Origin of the sequence: Aeromonas sp. FL131 (genome assembly GCF_049860615.1) — a bacterium.
In the GTDB taxonomy this organism is placed as follows: domain Bacteria; phylum Pseudomonadota; class Gammaproteobacteria; order Enterobacterales; family Aeromonadaceae; genus Aeromonas; species Aeromonas hydrophila.
The window spans coordinates 3,275,102-3,291,029 of record NZ_CP187595.1 but is presented as its reverse complement, the minus strand read 5'-3'; the positions used below and the strand labels follow the sequence as shown (position 1 = coordinate 3,291,029).

Annotated in this window: 17 protein-coding genes; 12 read left to right on the top strand and 5 right to left on the bottom strand. The window is 59.7% G+C overall.

All coding sequences use genetic code 11. From position 1 onward, the window contains the following. Positions 1-195: 195 nt before the first annotated feature. The 8 genes from ribH to ACPW75_RS15175 all read left to right on the top strand — a co-directional run bounded on the left by ribH (position 196) and on the right by ACPW75_RS15175 (position 8,486). Positions 196-666: a 6,7-dimethyl-8-ribityllumazine synthase gene (ribH, locus tag ACPW75_RS15210; protein ID WP_016351731.1), complete on the top strand. Its 471-nt coding sequence runs from the start codon at positions 196-198 to the stop codon at positions 664-666. A gap of 14 nt (positions 667-680) precedes the next feature. Next, positions 681-1,094: a transcription antitermination factor NusB gene (gene nusB / locus ACPW75_RS15205; RefSeq protein WP_077095624.1), complete on the top strand. Its 414-nt coding sequence runs from the start codon at positions 681-683 to the stop codon at positions 1,092-1,094. 60 nt (positions 1,095-1,154) lie between these two features. After that, positions 1,155-2,114: a thiamine-phosphate kinase gene (gene thiL, locus ACPW75_RS15200; protein ID WP_011707094.1), complete on the top strand. Its 960-nt coding sequence runs from the start codon at positions 1,155-1,157 to the stop codon at positions 2,112-2,114. Beyond that, positions 2,111-2,605: a phosphatidylglycerophosphatase A family protein gene (locus tag ACPW75_RS15195; RefSeq protein WP_077095623.1), complete on the top strand. Its 495-nt coding sequence runs from the start codon at positions 2,111-2,113 to the stop codon at positions 2,603-2,605. Before thiL ends, ACPW75_RS15195 begins: the two co-directional genes overlap by 4 nt. 510 nt (positions 2,606-3,115) lie before the next feature. Beyond that, on the top strand, positions 3,116-4,840 hold the full coding sequence (locus ACPW75_RS15190; RefSeq protein WP_077095622.1) for a dipeptide ABC transporter ATP-binding protein: 1,725 nt from the start codon (positions 3,116-3,118) through the stop codon (positions 4,838-4,840). Between the two features lie 70 nt (positions 4,841-4,910). Beyond that, positions 4,911-6,467 (top strand): ABC transporter substrate-binding protein, encoded by a 1,557-nt coding sequence (locus ACPW75_RS15185; protein WP_011707091.1) that lies wholly within the window; start codon positions 4,911-4,913, stop codon positions 6,465-6,467. Positions 6,468-6,566: 99 nt separating this feature from the next. After that, positions 6,567-7,541: an ABC transporter permease gene (locus tag ACPW75_RS15180; protein WP_011707090.1), complete on the top strand. Its 975-nt coding sequence runs from the start codon at positions 6,567-6,569 to the stop codon at positions 7,539-7,541. A 3-nt stretch (positions 7,542-7,544) separates the two neighbouring features. Continuing rightward, on the top strand, positions 7,545-8,486 hold the full coding sequence (locus ACPW75_RS15175) for an ABC transporter permease (RefSeq protein WP_011707089.1): 942 nt from the start codon (positions 7,545-7,547) through the stop codon (positions 8,484-8,486). A 76-nt stretch (positions 8,487-8,562) separates the two neighbouring features. Here the strand turns inward: ACPW75_RS15175 and dxs are convergent, their stop codons facing one another. Genes dxs through xseB form a run of 3 tightly spaced genes read right to left on the bottom strand, consistent with a single transcriptional unit; the run spans position 8,563 to position 11,592 of the window. Further along, positions 8,563-10,428, bottom strand: coding sequence for a 1-deoxy-D-xylulose-5-phosphate synthase (dxs, locus tag ACPW75_RS15170; protein WP_077095621.1), 1,866 nt, complete (start codon positions 10,426-10,428; stop codon positions 8,563-8,565). Positions 10,429-10,449: 21 nt separating this feature from the next. Further along, positions 10,450-11,340, bottom strand: a complete 891-nt coding sequence (ispA, locus tag ACPW75_RS15165; protein WP_077095620.1) for a (2E,6E)-farnesyl diphosphate synthase — start codon at positions 11,338-11,340, stop codon at positions 10,450-10,452. Further along, a complete protein-coding gene (xseB, locus tag ACPW75_RS15160; RefSeq protein ID WP_179101338.1) occupies positions 11,341-11,592 on the bottom strand; it encodes an exodeoxyribonuclease VII small subunit in 252 nt (83 codons plus the stop codon). A gap of 220 nt (positions 11,593-11,812) precedes the next feature. On the opposite strand from xseB, the gene pomA reads away from it, so the two are divergent. From pomA to greA, 3 genes are all read left to right on the top strand, one after another. Continuing rightward, positions 11,813-12,571, top strand: coding sequence for a flagellar motor protein PomA (gene pomA, locus ACPW75_RS15155; RefSeq protein WP_011707085.1), 759 nt, complete (start codon positions 11,813-11,815; stop codon positions 12,569-12,571). Positions 12,572-12,579: 8 nt separating this feature from the next. After that, a complete protein-coding gene (locus ACPW75_RS15150) occupies positions 12,580-13,491 on the top strand; it encodes a flagellar motor protein MotB (RefSeq protein WP_077095619.1) in 912 nt (303 codons plus the stop codon). Positions 13,492-13,645: 154 nt separating this feature from the next. After that, the gene (gene greA / locus ACPW75_RS15145; protein WP_011707083.1) at positions 13,646-14,122 is read left to right on the top strand and encodes a transcription elongation factor GreA; all 477 of its coding nucleotides are present in this window, start codon (positions 13,646-13,648) and stop codon (positions 14,120-14,122) included. A 47-nt stretch (positions 14,123-14,169) separates the two neighbouring features. Here the strand turns inward: greA and ACPW75_RS15140 are convergent, their stop codons facing one another. Both ACPW75_RS15140 and yhbY read right to left on the bottom strand, forming a co-directional pair. After that, entirely contained in the window at positions 14,170-14,763 is a 594-nt protein-coding gene (locus ACPW75_RS15140; protein ID WP_077095618.1) for a PilZ domain-containing protein, read from the bottom strand. A 104-nt stretch (positions 14,764-14,867) separates the two neighbouring features. Continuing rightward, positions 14,868-15,164, bottom strand: a complete 297-nt coding sequence (yhbY, locus tag ACPW75_RS15135) for a ribosome assembly RNA-binding protein YhbY (RefSeq protein WP_005298134.1) — start codon at positions 15,162-15,164, stop codon at positions 14,868-14,870. A 97-nt stretch (positions 15,165-15,261) separates the two neighbouring features. Between yhbY and rlmE the strand changes: the two genes are divergently transcribed. Beyond that, complete coding sequence (gene rlmE, locus ACPW75_RS15130; protein ID WP_011707081.1) at positions 15,262-15,891, top strand: 23S rRNA (uridine(2552)-2'-O)-methyltransferase RlmE; 630 nt, start codon at positions 15,262-15,264, stop codon at positions 15,889-15,891. The last annotated feature ends 37 nt before the right edge of the window (positions 15,892-15,928 follow it).

Sequence of the window (15,928 nt, the reverse complement as noted above, 5' to 3'; positions counted from 1 at the left end):
TGAACTCCTTGGTGTTATTATTTTAACCCGTAGTAGGGTGGCGTATTATTATCAGGTCGGATCAGTTAAGCAAAAAGTCAATTGTGCTGTCGTTGCCAGAATTGTGATGCATGTTTTTGTCCGATTCCCCTTTGTGCTAGAATGTGCGCACTTTTGACTCCGGCCCCTTTTGATTGCACAGAGACAGGATTTCCCATGAAGGTTATCGAAGGAAATATCGCCGCTCCTGAGGCGCGCGTTGCTATTGTCGTTGCCCGTTTCAACAGCTTCATCAACGAAAGCCTGGTGGACGGTGCGGTAGACGTACTGAAGCGTCAAGGTCAAGTCCAGGACAGCAACCTGACCCTGGTGCGAGTGCCGGGCGCAGTCGAAATCCCCCTGGCCATCAAGAAGCTGGCCAAGAGTGGTCAATATGACGCCATCGTGGCGCTGGGCACCGTCATCCGTGGCGGCACCTATCACTTCGATCTGGTGGCAAACGAGAACAGCAAGGGCATGGCCCAGGTAATGATGGAATATGAAATTCCGGTTGCCTTCGGCGTACTGACCACTGAAAACATTGAACAAGCCATCGAGCGTGCCGGTACCAAGGCGGGTAACAAGGGTGCAGAGGCAGCATTGAGCGCGCTCGAAATGATCAACGTCCTGAAACAGCTGGACGTGTAACGAGGAGAAATGCATTGAAACCGTCCGAGCGCCGCAAGGCCCGCCATTGTGCCACCCAGGCCATCTACCAGTGGCAGATGACCAAGGCCAACGTGGGCGACATCGAAGAGCAGTTCAAGATCGATCAGGACACCAAGGGGGTGGACCTGAACTACTTCCGCGATCTGCTGTTCGGAGTAGCCCTCCACTGCAACGAGCTGGACAAGGTCTTCACACCTTTCCTCTCCCGTCCGCTGGAAGAAGTGGACATGGTGGACAAGGCGATCCTGCGTCTGGCGACCTATGAGCTGACCCGTCGTGATGATGTGCCGCCGCGCGTGGCCATCAACGAAGCGATCGAGCTGGCTAAATCCTTTGCTGCCGATGACAGCCACAAGTTTGTCAACGGTGTACTGGACAAGGTGATCAAGTCGCTGAACAAGCGTTGATCCTGCTGTCCGTCAACAGCATCTAAGAGAGGAGCCAGCTTATTGCTGGCTTTTTACTGTATGGGTGAATTCGAGCTGATTGATAAGTACTTCAAGGTCCCCCACGCCCGCAAGGACGTGGTGATGGGCCCTGGAGATGATTGTGCCCTGCTGACCCTGCCCCCCGACACCCAGCTGGCGGTGAGCACGGATACCCTGGTGAGCGGCGTCCACTTCTTTCCCGACATGGATCCGGTGGATCTGGGCTACAAGGCGCTGGCGGTCAATCTCTCCGATCTGGCTGCCATGGGTGCCGAGCCGCGCTGGGTCTCACTGGCGCTGACCCTGCCCACCATCAACGAGGCCTGGGTAGCCGGTTTTGCCGAAGGGTTCCTGGAGCTTGCCGAATACTACAATGTGGCGCTGGTGGGCGGCGACATGACCCGCGGCCCGCTCTCCATCACGGTATCGGTGAAAGGGTCGGTGCCGGCTGGCCGTGCCCTGCTGCGCAGCGGCGCCAAGGCAGGGGACGGAGTCTATGTGACCGGCACCCTGGGCGATGCCGCCCTGGCGCTCTCCCATCTGCTGGCCAAGCGAACCCTCAACGAGAACCAGCTGGCGGCCGTGCTGCCGCGCCTCGACCATCCCCATCCCCGCATTCTGGCCGGACAGGCCCTGCGCGGGCTGGCTGGCAGCGCGCTGGATCTCTCCGACGGGTTGGCCTCGGATCTCGGCCATATCCTCAAGGCCTCCGGCGTGCGGGCCCAGATCGATCTCGATCTGCTGCCGCTCTCGCCGGTGCTGCAGGATGCGGTGAGCGAACAGGATGGCTGGCAGCTGGCACTGGCCGGTGGCGATGACTACGAGCTCTGTTTCACCGTGCCGGAGGAGCATCGCGGCGCGCTGGACACGGCGCTGGCCAACTGCGGCGTCAAGTTTACCCGCATCGGCCGCATCGTTGCCGGCGAACCGGGTATCGACTATCTGCGGGGCGAACAAACGGTGGCGCTGGAACTGAAAGGGTGGGACCACTTCGCATGAGTCTGTTGATGATAAAGCCCGAGCTGAAGCGGCTGAACCTGAAGCATCCGCTGCACTTTCTGGCGGTGGGCTTTGGCTCCGGCCTCTCGCCCAAGGCGCCGGGCACCATGGGGACGCTCGCCGCCATCCCCCTTTACCTGCTGGTGAGCGGTCTGTCGACGCCCTGGTTCATCGGGCTGCTGATAGTGGGCTTCGTGGCGGGCATCCGGATCTGCCAGAGCGCCACCGATGCCATCGGCATGCCGGATCACGGCGCCATCGTCTGGGACGAGGTGATCGGTTTTGGGGTCACCATGATAGCGGCCCCGACCGGCTGGGAGTGGGTGCTGGCCGGCTTCGTGCTGTTCCGGTTGTTCGACATCCTCAAGCCCTGGCCCATCTCCTGGTTCGACCGCCGTATCCATGGCGGCCTCGGCATCATGCTGGACGATCTCATCGCCGGCCTGTTCGCCCTGTTTTGTATGCAATCGCTGGCATACTGGCTGGGTTGAGGGTGACAGCAAGGGGGAGCGCCATGCTGGCATCCCCCTATATATCTCTGTTTAGTTTTCATTCATCGGCATATGCTGCCGTTAAAAAATCATTTCACATAAATATTCACTACTCATTCGAAGCTTAAGACTATTGTGTCAATAGTGAATATTCCCGCCTGTTACGCCATTGTTGAAAGTAAAAGCACTAGTAATGCATTTTATCGGTCATATAGTCTGTATATGTGATGCTTGTCATGATTTATAACTACTGGCTTGGCTGCTAACTGAGCAAAGTATTGCGAAATTGTATAACCCGATCATTTACACTCGCCGCCAAACCGTCTAAGTTACTCGCGGGTTATTCCAAAAAAATGCAAAAAACCCGCCCGGATCGCTGGTTTCGTTGTCTCATGGATTGAGCGTTTTGCAGTCATATCAAGCACTCAAGATCACCCCAAGGCACGACCGGCATCTGCGGCCGATTTACGGACGAATTATTTGGGACGGATGTCCCCCGCAGAGGTAAACATGTCCTTGCTCGAAGTGAAAAACTTGCGGATCGAGTACCCCTCCCGCTACGGGGTGCTGGCCGCAGTGAAGGATCTCTCTTTTTCCGTTGAAAAGGGGGAGATAGTCGGTGTGGTAGGCGAATCCGGTGCCGGCAAGTCCACCATAGGCAACGCCGTCATCGACCTGCTGAGCCCCCCTGGCCGTATCGCCCGTGGCGACATCTATCTCAATGGCGAACTCATCTCCGGCAAGAGCCAGAACGAGATGCGGGCCATTCGAGGGTCGCGCATCGGCTTCATCTTCCAGGACCCCATGACCTCCCTCAACCCGCTGTTCACCGTCGAACGGCAGCTGGTTGAAACCATTCTGGCCAATACCGACCTCACCCGTGAGGCGGCCTTTGCCAAGGCGCTTTCCCTGATGGCTGCGGTGGGCATCCCGCAGCCTGAGCTGCGCATCAAGCAGTATCCCCATCAGTTCTCCGGCGGCATGCGCCAGCGGGTGGTCATTGCCATCGCCCTCTGTGGCGATCCCGAGCTCATCATCGCCGACGAGCCGACCACGGCGCTGGACGTCTCCATTCAGGATCAGATCCTTCAGCTCATCCGCAACCTCTGTAAAGAGCGGCAGGTGGGCTGCATGCTGGTGACTCACGATATGGGTGTGGTGTCCAACGTCACCGACAAGGTGGCGGTCATGTATCGCGGCGATCTGGTGGAGTTCGGTACCACCGAACAGGTGCTGGGTCGCCCCAACCACCCCTATACCCGCAGCCTCATCTCGGCGGTGCCCCGCTCGGATGTGAAGCTGGTGCGCTTCCCGCTGGTCTCCTATATCGAGGACGCCGGTGCGGCGGATACCAGCATCGATCTCAAGACCCATTGGCTTGGCCAGAGTCAGGACGAGCGTGCCTATGAAGGGGCGCTGCTGCGGGTGGAAAACGTGGATCTGAAGTTCGTCACCAAGGATTCCCTGTTCCCGAGCCGCCGCCAGTACGTGCGGGCCTGCAACAACATCAGCTTCGAGATCTTCGAGGGTGAAACCTTCGGCCTGGTGGGGGAGTCTGGCTCCGGCAAGTCGACCATCGCCCGTGCCATCACCGGCCTCTATCCGCCCGATACCGGCAAGATCTTCTTCGAGGGGATCGATCTGACCGCGCTCAAGGGTGAGCATGAGCGGCGCCCGCTGCGTCGCCAGATGCAGATGGTGTTCCAGAACCCCTACTCCTCGATGAACCCGCGCATGAAGGTGCGCGACATCATCGCAGAGCCGATCCGCTTTCATAAGCTGGCCGGCAGCGAGAGCCAGATTGAGGGGATCGTGGGGGATCTGCTGGATCACGTCGGTCTTGGCCGTGGTGCCGGGGTCAAATATCCCCACGAATTCTCCGGCGGCCAGCGTCAGCGCATCTCCATTGCCCGCGCCCTGGCGACCCGGCCACGCTTCCTCATCTGCGACGAGCCCACCTCGGCGCTGGATGTCTCGGTGCAGGCCCAGATCCTCAACCTGCTCAAGGATCTGCAGCAGGAGCTTGGCCTCACCATGCTGTTCATCAGTCACGATCTGCCGGTGATCCGCCAGATGTGCGATCGCATCGGGGTAATGCAGCACGGTCATCTGGTGGAAGTGGCGGAGACCGAGAAACTCTTTACCAATGCCGAGCATGAGTACAGCCGCAAGCTGATCTCCCTCATGCCGGAGTTCAAGGGAATGTCCCGCGAGGGGCTGGAAATCGCAAGCTAGGAAAGGGGCGGCCCGCCGCTCTGCTTGTCAAAAAAAGTGTCAATAAAAAGCCAAAAGCATGGAGAAAGACATGAAGAAAGGATTATCCAAGATTGCCCTGGCGCTGTTTGCCGCCGGTTTCGCTTTTAACGTTTCCGCCGTCGACATCAAGGTCGCCGTCGCCTCCGACGCCACCTCGCTGGATCCGCAGGAGCAGCTCTCCGGTCAGACCCTGGAGATGTCCCACCTGGTGTTCGATCCGCTGATGCGTTACACCCAGGACCTGAAATTCGAGCCGCGTCTGGCCGAGAAGTATGAGCGCATCGACGACAAGACCGTGCGCTTCTTCCTGCGCAAGGGCGTCAAGTTCCACTCCGGCAACGACTTCACCGCCGACGACGTGGTGTGGACCGTCAACCGTCTGAAGTCCTCCGTTGACTTCAAGGCCATCTTCGACCCCATCGCCGAAGTGAAGAAGGTCGATGAGTACACCGTCGATCTCGTCACCGCCAAGCCGTTCCCGCTGGTGCTGCAGACCGTCACCTATATCTTCCCGATGGACTCCAAGTTCTATACCGGCAAGACCGAGGCTGGCAAAGACAAGGCCGAGATCGTCAAGAACGGCGACTCCTACGCCTCCACCCACGTCTCCGGTACCGGCCCGTTCAGCGTCAAGTTCCGCGAGCAGGGTGTGAAGCTGGAGTACACCCGCAACGCCAACTACTGGGACAAGGCCTCCAAGGGCAACGTCGACAACCTGACCGTGGTGCCCATCAAGGAAGACGCCACCCGCGTGGCGGCCCTGCTGGGTGGCGACGTGGACGTGATCTACCCGGTTGCGCCGAACGATCTGGAGCGCGTGAAGAACGGCAAGGACACCCAGCTGGTGACCCTGTCCGGTACCCGCGCCATCATCATCGAGCTGAACCAGAACACCAACCCGGCGCTGAAAGACAAACGCGTGCGTCAGGCGATCAACTACGCCATCAACCAGGTGGGCATCGTCGAGAAGATCAACAAAGGCTTCGGCACCCCTGCCGGCCAGCTGAGCCCGAAAGGCTATGCCGGTCACAACGAGGCGCTCAAGCCCCAGTATGATCTGGCCAAGGCCAAGCAGCTGATGAAGGAAGCCGGCTATGAGCAGGGTTTCAAGATGAGCTTCATCTCCCCGGCTGCCCGTTACGTCAACGACGTCAAGATTGCCCAGGCCGTCTCCGCCATGCTGGCCAAGATCAACATCAAGGTGGATCTGAAGACCATGCCGGTGGCCCAGTACTGGCCTGAGTTTGACAAGTGCGCCGCTGACATGCAGCTGATCGGCTGGCACTCCGACACCGAAGACAGTGCGAACTTCTTCGAGTTCCTGACCTTCACCAAGGATGCCAAGACCGGCATGGGTCAGTACAACTGCGCTGGTTATGCCAACGCCGAGGCTGACAAGCTGGTCGAGCAGGCCAACGCCGAGACCGATCCGGCCAAGCGTGCCGAGATGCTGAAGAAGGTCGAAGCCATGCTGATCGACGACGCTGCCTATGTGCCGCTGCACTGGGAAGATCTGGCCTACGGCGCCAAGAAGAACGCCGACATCAAGCCGGTGGTCAACGTGATGAACTTCCCTTACTTCGGCGACCTGGTGGTCGGCAAGTAAGCGAAGGTTGCAAGGAAGGACGGGGCGGGGTGGTCAGCCGGCCACCCCGCCTGCTAACAGAAGCCTGTGCCATGACACAGGCCACGTAGAAGGACAAGCATGTTTACATTCCTGCTGAAACGGTTCTATCAGGCCGTGATAGTGATGTTCGTCATCAGCCTGGTCGCCTTCTCCATCCAGGACAACCTGGGGGATCCGTTGCGCGAGCTGGTGGGACAATCCGTCTCCGAAGCCCAGCGCCACGAATTGCGCGAGAAGATGGGCCTCAACGATCCTTTCCTCGTCAAATACAGCCGCTTCTTGAAGAACGCGGTACACGGGGATCTGGGTACTTCCTACTTCTTCAAGCGACCAGCCCTCGAGGTTATCCTCGACAAGCTGGTGGCTACTCTTGAGCTGGTGTTTGGCGCTGCGCTGATCATCGTGGTGGTCTCCATTCCGCTTGGGGTCTACTCGGCGATCCGCCCGCACAGCATACCGACCAAGATCATCATGGCGGGGAGCAGCATCGGCATCTCGATCCCGGTGTTCCTGACCGCCATCATGTTGATGTACCTCTTCTCCATCCAGCTGGGCTGGCTGCCGGCCTATGGCCGCGGCGAGACCTACAACCTGCTGGGCTGGGAGTCGGGCTTCTTCACCTGGGACGGCATCAAGCATTTGATCCTGCCCTGCGTGGCGCTCTCCTCCATCATGCTGCCGCTGTTCATCCGGCTGGTGCGCTCCGAGATGCTGGAGCAGCTCTCCTCCGAGTACGTCAAGTTCGCCCGTGCCAAGGGGCTGGACAACAACAAGGTCTACTACAGCCACGCTCTGAAGAACACCATGCTGCCGGTCATTACCGTCGGTGGTGTGCAGATCGGTACCATGGTGGCCTACACCATCCTGACCGAGAGCGTGTTCCAGTGGCCGGGGACCGGCTTCCTGTTCCTTGAGGCGATCCACCGGGTCGATACGCCTCTCATCACCGCCTACGTCATCTTCGTCGGGCTCATTTTCGTGGTGACCAACACCCTGGTCGACCTGCTTTACGGGTTGATCAACCCGACCGTCAACCTGACCGCCAAGGGGTAACAGATGACCAATGCTGTGACTGCAAGCCCAAGCCGTTGGGCTCGTTTTAAAAATTCCGACATCGTCTACTACTTCCTGCGGGACAAGGTAGCCATGTTCAGCTTTGCGGTGTTCGTGGTGTTCGTACTGGCGGCGCTGCTGGCACCCTGGCTGGCCCCGTACAATGTCTATGACCAGACCAGCTTCGATCTGATGGATGCCGAATTGCCGCCCTCCTGGCTGGAAGGAGGCGAAGAGCGCTTCTGGCTCGGTACCGACAACCAGGGTCGCGACATCTGGAGCACCATCCTCTATGGCGCCCGCATCTCGCTGACCATAGGTCTGTTCGCGGTGGCGCTGCAGCTGGTGCTCGGTATCGTCATCGGGCTGATGGCCGGTTACTTCGGTGGTCGCATCGACAGCCTGTTGATGCGCTTTGCCGACGTGCAGCTGTCGTTCTCCACCATGATGGTGGCGATCATCATCTCCGCCATCTTCCAGGCGACGTTTGGTTCCGAGTTCTACTCGAAGTTCGCCATCCTGATGCTGGTGGTGATCATCGGTATCGCCGAGTGGCCGCAGTACGCCCGAACCGTGCGCGCCTCGGTACTGGCGGAGAAGAAGAAGGAGTATGTGGAAGCGGCCAAGGTGATGGGTTTTCGCGCCCCGCGCATCATGTTCCGCCACATTCTGCCCAACTGCCTGTCGCCGATCCTGGTCATCTCCACGGTGCAGGTGGCCAACGCCATCATGAGCGAGGCAGCGCTCTCCTTCCTCGGTCTGGGGATGCCGGTGGATCAGCCGTCGCTGGGCTCGCTCATCAGCGTGGGCTTCAACTATATCTTCTCCGGTTCCTGGTGGATCACCGCCTTCCCGGGCATCTGCCTAGTGGTGCTGGTGCTGGTCATCAACCTGTTGGGTGACTGGCTGCGGGATGTGTTCAATCCCAAGCTCTACAAGGGCTGATGGTCACAGATAAACCAACGAGACAGACAAACAAAAAGGGCGCCATAACGGCGCCCTTTTGCTGTGTGCTGAGGGGTCAAGCCTGCAGCCACTGTTCGATGCTGCGCTGGATGCCGGCGCCATCGAGCCCCAGCAGAGCGTAGATCTCCTCCTGGGTACCCTGTTCGACGAAGCGATCCGGCAGGCCGAGGTTGAGCAGCGGCTTGCACTGTTTGCTGCGCATCAGCAGCTCGTTCACCGCAGAGCCCGCGCCGCCCATGATGGCGTTGTCCTCGAGGGTGACGAACTGATCGTGAGTCGCGGCCAGGGAGAGCACCAGCGCCTCGTCCATCGGTTTGACGAAGCGCATATCCACCAGGGTGGCATCGAGCGCCTCGGCTGCCGCTTTGGCCTGTTGCAGCAGGGTGCCGAACGCCAGAATGGCGGTGCCCTTTCCTTGACGCACAATGCGGCCCTTGCCGAGCGCCAGCGCCTGCATCTCGCTCTCGACCTGGATGCCGGTGCCGCTGCCGCGGGGGTAGCGTACCGCCGCCGGCCCGTTGCACTGGTAGCCGGTGTAGAGCATCTGGCGGCATTCGTTCTCGTCGGACGGGGTCATTATCACCATGTTGGGCACGGTGCGCAGGAAGCTGATGTCGAACGCCCCCTGATGAGTGGGGCCATCGGCCCCCACCAGACCGGCCCGGTCGATGGCGAACAGTACCGGCAGCTCTTGCAGCGCTACATCGTGGATCAGCTGGTCGTAGGCACGCTGCAGGAAGCTCGAGTAGATGGCGACCACCGGCTTCTGGTCGGCGATGGCGAGACCGGCGGCGAAGGTGACTGCGTGCTGCTCGGCGATGGCCACGTCGAAGTAGCGATCCGGATACTGCTGGCTGAACTTCACTAGGCCGGAGCCTTCGCGCATAGCCGGGGTGATGCCGACCAGCCGCTCATCCTTGGCCGCCATGTCGCACAGCCACTGGCCGAAGATGGCGGAGAAGCTCGGCTTGCCGCCGCTCGCCTTGGGCAGGGTGCACTCGTCCGGATTGAACTTGGGCACGCCGTGATAACCGATGGGGTCCTTCTCGGCGGGCTCGTAGCCCTTGCCCTTCTTGGTCTTGACGTGCAGCAGCTGCGGCCCCTTGAGGTTGCGCATGTTACGCAGGGTCTCGACCAGGGCGTTGATGTCGTGGCCGTCGATGGGGCCTATGTAGTTGAAGCCGAACTCCTCGAACAGGGTGCCGGGCACCACCATTCCCTTGAGGTGTTCCTCGGCCCGCTTGGCCAGCTCCTTGACCGGCGGCAGGCCGGCCAGCACCTTCTTGCCACCCTCGCGGATGGTGGTGTAGAGCTTGCCAGACATGATGCGGGCCAGGTGGTTGTTGAGCGCCCCGACATTTTCGGAGATGGACATCTCGTTGTCGTTGAGCACCACCAGCATGTCCTTGTGGACATCGCCGGCGTGATTGAGCGCCTCGAACGCCATGCCGGCGGTGATGGCGCCATCGCCGATCACCGCCACCACCTTGCGGCCAAGCCCTTCGCTCTCGGCCGCCACGGCCATGCCGAGCGCCGCACCGATGGAGGTGCTGGAGTGGCCGACCGAGAGCACGTCATATTCGCTCTCACCGCGCCAGGGGAAGGGGTGCAGACCGTCTTTCTGGCGGATGCTCTGCATCCGATCGCGGCGACCGGTGAGGATCTTGTGGGGATAAGCCTGGTGGCCAACGTCCCACACCAGCCGATCGAACGGGGTGTTGTAGACGTAGTGCAGCGCCACCGTCAGTTCGACGGTGCCGAGCCCGGAGGCAAGATGGCCACTGGAGCGACTCACCGAACGCAGCAGATATTCACGCAGTTCGTTGCACAGCACGGGCAGTCGCTCGAAGGGCAGGGATCGCAACTCGACCGGCGTATCCGCGAGGGCCAGGTTGGGGAAATTGCTTATATCAACGCTCATATTGTTACTGTTATCCAGCGTTTAGTGGGTTCGCTCGATGATGTAATCGGCAAACGCTTCCAGAATGTCGGTATTGTAGGGCAAAGATTGCAAGGCTGTTAAGGCTTTACCATGCAGTTCGCGAGCCAGCTCACGGGCATTGTCGAGCCCCAGCAGCGCCGGATAGGTACTCTTTTCCAGCGCCAGATCGGAACCTTGCCGCTTGCCGAGGGTGGCGGTATCGCCCGTGATGTCGAGGATGTCATCCTGCACCTGGAAGGCGAGACCGATGGCGGCGGCATAGGTTTGCAGCGCGCTCAGGGTGGTTTCATCCACGTCGGCCTTGCACAGGGCGCCAAGCGCCACGGCGCACTCGATGAGAGCCCCGGTCTTGTGGCGGTGTACCTGTTCCAGCTCGGCGAGGGAAATCTGGCGCCCCTCCGCCTGCAGATCCAGCGCCTGACCGCCGCACATGCCGAGATAACCCGAGGCGCGGGCCAGCCGGCTCAGCATCCGTACCCGGTTGGCCAGCAGCGAATCCGGCATCGGGTGATCGGCCAGAATGGTGAAGGCCAGGGTTTGCAGGGCATCGCCGGCCAAAATGGCGGTGCCTTCATCGAAGGCCTTGTGCACCGTCGGCTGGCCGCGACGCAGATCGTCGTCATCCATGGCGGGCAGGTCGTCGTGCAGCAGGGAGTAGGCGTGGATGCACTCTACCGCGGCGGCCGGGCCGTCCAGCAGTTCGCTCTTTACGCCCAGCATCTCGCCGACGGCGTAGACCAGGAAGGGGCGCACCCGCTTGCCGCCCAGCAGCAGGCCGTAGCGCATGGCATCGCGCAGGCGGGGGGCCATTGCGGGCAAGGATTCAAGTTGTGCAGACAGACAGTCGTCAATACGTTGCCGGTGCAGGCGGGAAAAATCGTCCAGCGTCACTCACTCCTCTCCTTGCTCTGGCTGGAAGGGGACGGCTTGCTCGCTGCCATCGGCCTGAGTCAGCAGGATCTGGATCTTCTGCTCGGCCTGCTCCAGCTTCTGCTGACCGGCCCGCACCAGATAAATGCCCTGCTCAAACTGCTTGAGGGCCTCTTCCAGCGGCAGAGAGCCCTGTTCCAGTTGATGAACTATGGTTTCCAGCTCTTCCAGAGTGGCATCAAAACTCAGGCGGTCGATTTTTTTACTGGCCATGTCCATCCTCGGGGATTGAAAAAAACGGCTTATCTTAACATCGACGACGGGCAGGGGGGAGGCAGAAAAATGCCGTCGGCTTAAACTCTCGGAAAAGTGGCCGATAATAAGCCATCTTCCAAGCGGGGAAAATTGTGGCAACCCTTGCCGCTGATGAGCCAATAGCAGAAAATTCAACAAACTGCAGATACAACAAATTTCAGCTGACAGGAGTAGGGATGTGGATTTAGGCAGTCTGATAGGCATAGTGCTGGGGTTCGGGGTGGTGGTGTACGGCATGCTGCTGGGTGGCCCCATGAGCATGTATGTGGATATGCCCTCGGTCTATATCACCATTTTGGGTTCTCTGTTCATCTGCATGATGAAGTTCAACCTCGGCCAGTTTCTGATGGCGTTCAAGGTGGCCGGCAAGGCATTCATGTACAAGGGGGACAAGCTCGATGACCTGATTGCCAAGGCGGTGGAGCTGGCGGACGCGGCCCGCAAGGGGGGCTTCCTGGCCCTGGAGGCGGCGGAGATCCCCAATACCTTCATGAAGAAGGGCATCGACATGCTGGTGGACGGCCATGACGCCGACGTGGTGCGGGCCGTGATGGAGAAGGATATCGAGTTGACCTCGGAGCGCCACGTCATCGCCGTCAAGGTGTTCCGCTCCCTGGGGGATCTCGGCCCTGCCATGGGGATGATAGGTACCCTGGTGGGGCTGGTGGCCATGTTGGCCAACATGAGCGATCCCAAGTCCATCGGCCCGGCCATGGCGGTGGCCCTGCTCACCACCCTGTACGGGGCGATCGAGGCCAACATGATCGCCATCCCCATCGCCGACAAGCTGGAGCTGCGCAGCGGTGAGGAGCAGCTGAGCCGTACCCTGATCCTCGACGCCATCATGGGGATCCAGGATGGCCAGAACCCGCGGGTGATCCAGGCCATGCTGCAGAACTACCTGAACCAGTCCAAACGCAACAACGGGACGGAATAGGAGCGCGCATGGCAAAGTGCAAATGCCCACCTCCCGGTCTGCCCGGCTATATGGGAACCTTCGCCGACCTGATGTCGCTGTTGATGTGCTTCTTCGTGCTGCTGCTCTCGTTTGCCGAGATGGACGTGCAGAAGTTCAAGCAGATTGCCGGCTCCATGGAGAAGGCGTTCGGGGTGCAGAATATTCTCGAGGTGAAGGACATCCCCAAGGGAACCTCCGTCATCGCCCAGGAGTTCAGGCCGGGTCGCCCGGAGCCGACCCCCATCGATACCATCATGCAGCAGACCATGGACATGACCCAGACCGAGCTGGATTTCCAGCCCGGCGATGCCGATCAGGCCGGCGGTCATGACAAGAGTGAAGAGAAACTGGTGGGGGGCGACACTCAGCAGGAGGCGCAGAAACAACAACAGCAGGAGCAGTCCAACGCGCTGGCCAAGGCGCTGGCGGATCAGATGAAGGCGCAGATCCAGGATGGCGCCATCGAAGTGGAGGCGCTGGGCCAGCAGATCATCATCCGGATCCGGGAAAAAGCGGCCTTCCCGGCGGGGTCTGCCTTCCTGCAGCCCCAGTTCTGGCCGGTGGTGCGCAAGGTGGCGGCCCTGCTCAAGGATGTGCCCGGCGAGATCACCATTTCGGGTCACACCGATGATGCCGCCACCGAGGATGAGCTGTTCCAGTCCAACTGGGAGCTCTCCTCCCAGCGAGCGGTGGCGGTCGCCCACCAGATGATCAAGGTGCCTGGCTTCGATGGCGGCCGGCTGGTGGTACAGGGCATGGCCGATTCCCAGCCGCTGGTGCCCAATACCAGCCCGGAAAACCGGCGCATGAACCGGCGGGTGGAGATCTCCATCATGCAGGGCAAACCGACGGTGTCAGCCCCGATCAGCGCGCAGGAGCAGAAGCAGGAGCAGAAATAGTTCCGGCAAATTCTGATGAGAAAGCGCGATCCCGCTCGCAGGGACTGACATGGATTTTGTGCCGGCTTCATATTAAGATGCCTCATCCGAACCGACAGCTGCGGCTCTCTCTGATAGCCGCAGCTTCTCTTTTCAAGCAACCCAGGTTTCGACTATGAATCATACTCCGATGACTGTTCGCGGCGCTGAAAAGCTGCGTGAAGAGCTCGAATATCTCAAGACCGAGCTGCGTCCGCAGATTATCGAAGCGATTGCAGATGCCCGTGAACATGGTGATCTGAAAGAAAACGCCGAATACCATGCTGCCCGCGAGCAGCAAGGCTTCTGTGAAGGCCGTATCCAGGAAATCGAGAGCAAGCTCTCCAACGCCCAGGTGATCGACATCACCAAGATGACCAACAATGGTCGCGTCATCTTCGGGGCAACCGTGACTCTGCTCAAGAGCGAGACGGAAGAAGAGGTGGTCTACCGTATCGTGGGTGACGACGAGGCGGACATCAAACAGAACATGATCTCCGTGAATTCCCCCATCGCCCGTGCCCTGATCGGCAAGGAAGTGGACGATGTGGCCATCGTCAAGACGCCGGCAGGCGATGTGGAGTACGAGATCCTGGAAGTTGCCTACCTCTGAGGTAGGTGGATGCCAGAACAGGGGAGCCCCGGCTCCCCTGTTTGTATTTAGCGGGGCTGGTAAGCCTGGGTGAAGGCGTCCTGATGACGCTGGAACATCCAGTTGCGCAGCAGTTCAAGGTCCGCTTTGGCCATCTGGAAATGCAGTGCCCAGCCCTGAATGCCGTTGCGACGATGAATGTGCCTGACCAGCTCTGCGCTGAGCGGCAGGGGGGCGAGATCTTCAATGAGCAGGCTGCCCGTCAAGGTGGCGCCGACAGCCAGCCCGGGCGGCAGGCCCTCGACGACCAGGCCATCGAGCGACAGGCTGTGCACCAGATACTCGTGCTCATCCATCCTGAAGCTGGCCTGCTCGTCCAGCCGCCAGGTGCGCGGATGGGGATAACCCAGCTCCTTGATGACGGGGGCGGCGATGCGTGGCTCGACGAAGCCATCATCCCCTTGAGTGAAGCGCAGCGGAAAACGGAGCTGATGCCCGGCAAAACGGGCTTCCAGCACCAGCTGGTCGGCGCGTTGCAGCAGGCCTAGCAGGGGAGTGGCGAGATAACCGCTCAGGGATTGACCGGCGGCCGTCTCCTGATCGCTTCCCAAGTCCCGTAGCATGGCCAGTTCATCTTCGGTGAGAATCTGATGGTGATCCATAGCGGGTATCCACGAGTATTCATCGCAGGTTAAGGGCCTGGCGACTACTTTGGCAAGCGACTTGGGAAGAGGGGAAATGAAGGAAAGAGCGATGCTCTTTCCTGTTACTTGCGGGGCAGTTGGATTTTCGGCTCGTTGGCCTGACGATAGATGGTCAGCACGTGGCCGATGCTCTGTACTTTCACCGCGCCGGTTTCACGGACGATGGCATCCATAACCAGCTGTTTCATCTCACGATCTTCAGACGCAACCTTAACCTTGATCAGCTCGTGGTGGTTGAGCGCCAGATCGATCTCGGCCAGCACACCTTCGGTCAGACCGTGTTGTCCCAGCAGGACGACCGGCTTCAGACTGTGGGCAAGGCCCTTGAGGTACTGTTTCTGTTTATTGTTGAGAATCATGGCAATTTCTTCATAAGTCAGGGTTGAAAGGGGCGTATTCTACCCCCACTTAGCCCTTAATACTAATAACCCTTGTGGTTTTTTAAAGTCGACGATCATGACCCAGAAAAAACATTCCCCCAGTTCAACCCGCTGGTTAAAAGAGCATTTTGACGATCAATACGTCAAAAAAGCCCAGAAGTTGGGACTGAGATCCCGTGCCGTGTTCAAGATCGACGAGATCCAGGGCAAGGACAAACTGCTCAAGCCGGGCATGACGGTGGTGGATCTGGGGGCGGCCCCCGGTGGCTGGTCCCAGTTTGCCATCGACCAGGTCGGTGACAAGGGGCGAGTGATCGCCTGCGATATTCTGCCGATGGATTCCATCGCCGGTGTCGATTTCCTTCAGGGCGACTTTCGGGAGGAAACTGTACTGGGCGCTCTGCTTGAACGGGTAGGTCCGGACAAGGTTGACGTCGTCATGTCCGACATGGCGCCCAACATGAGCGGTACCCAGCAGGTGGATCAGGCCCGTTCCATGTATCTGGTCGAGCTGGCGCTGGACATGTGCAACCAGGTCCTGCGGGCCAACGGCAGCTTCGTGGTCAAGGTGTTCCAGGGGGAGGGGTTTGATATCTATCTCAATGAAATCCGTAAACTTTTCACTGCCGTCAAGATTCGTAAACCAGACTCGTCTCGTGCCCGTTCACGAGAAGTCTACATTGTGGCTACCGGTTTTAAACTGTAGTACCCTAACCTTCATCGTTAACTGTCAGTCTGCGAGG

Excerpts from the sequence above, each read along its gene's own strand:
- ribH (WP_016351731.1), top strand. The coding sequence starts at position 196 with ATGAAGGTTATCGAAGGAAATATCGCCGCTCCTGAGGCGCGCGTTGCT.
- thiL (WP_011707094.1), top strand. The coding sequence starts at position 1,155 with ATGGGTGAATTCGAGCTGATTGATAAGTACTTCAAGGTCCCCCACGCC.
- ACPW75_RS15195 (WP_077095623.1), top strand. The coding sequence starts at position 2,111 with ATGAGTCTGTTGATGATAAAGCCCGAGCTGAAGCGGCTGAACCTGAAG.
- ACPW75_RS15190 (WP_077095622.1), top strand. The coding sequence starts at position 3,116 with ATGTCCTTGCTCGAAGTGAAAAACTTGCGGATCGAGTACCCCTCCCGC.
- ACPW75_RS15185 (WP_011707091.1), top strand. The coding sequence starts at position 4,911 with ATGAAGAAAGGATTATCCAAGATTGCCCTGGCGCTGTTTGCCGCCGGT.
- ACPW75_RS15180 (WP_011707090.1), top strand. The coding sequence starts at position 6,567 with ATGTTTACATTCCTGCTGAAACGGTTCTATCAGGCCGTGATAGTGATG.
- ACPW75_RS15175 (WP_011707089.1), top strand. The coding sequence starts at position 7,545 with ATGACCAATGCTGTGACTGCAAGCCCAAGCCGTTGGGCTCGTTTTAAA.
- dxs (WP_077095621.1), bottom strand. The coding sequence starts at position 10,428 with ATGAGCGTTGATATAAGCAATTTCCCCAACCTGGCCCTCGCGGATACG.
- xseB (WP_179101338.1), bottom strand. The coding sequence starts at position 11,592 with ATGGCCAGTAAAAAAATCGACCGCCTGAGTTTTGATGCCACTCTGGAA.
- ACPW75_RS15150 (WP_077095619.1), top strand. The coding sequence starts at position 12,580 with ATGGCAAAGTGCAAATGCCCACCTCCCGGTCTGCCCGGCTATATGGGA.
- greA (WP_011707083.1), top strand. The coding sequence starts at position 13,646 with ATGAATCATACTCCGATGACTGTTCGCGGCGCTGAAAAGCTGCGTGAA.
- ACPW75_RS15140 (WP_077095618.1), bottom strand. The coding sequence starts at position 14,763 with ATGGATCACCATCAGATTCTCACCGAAGATGAACTGGCCATGCTACGG.
- yhbY (WP_005298134.1), bottom strand. The coding sequence starts at position 15,164 with ATGATTCTCAACAATAAACAGAAACAGTACCTCAAGGGCCTTGCCCAC.
- rlmE (WP_011707081.1), top strand. The coding sequence starts at position 15,262 with ATGACCCAGAAAAAACATTCCCCCAGTTCAACCCGCTGGTTAAAAGAG.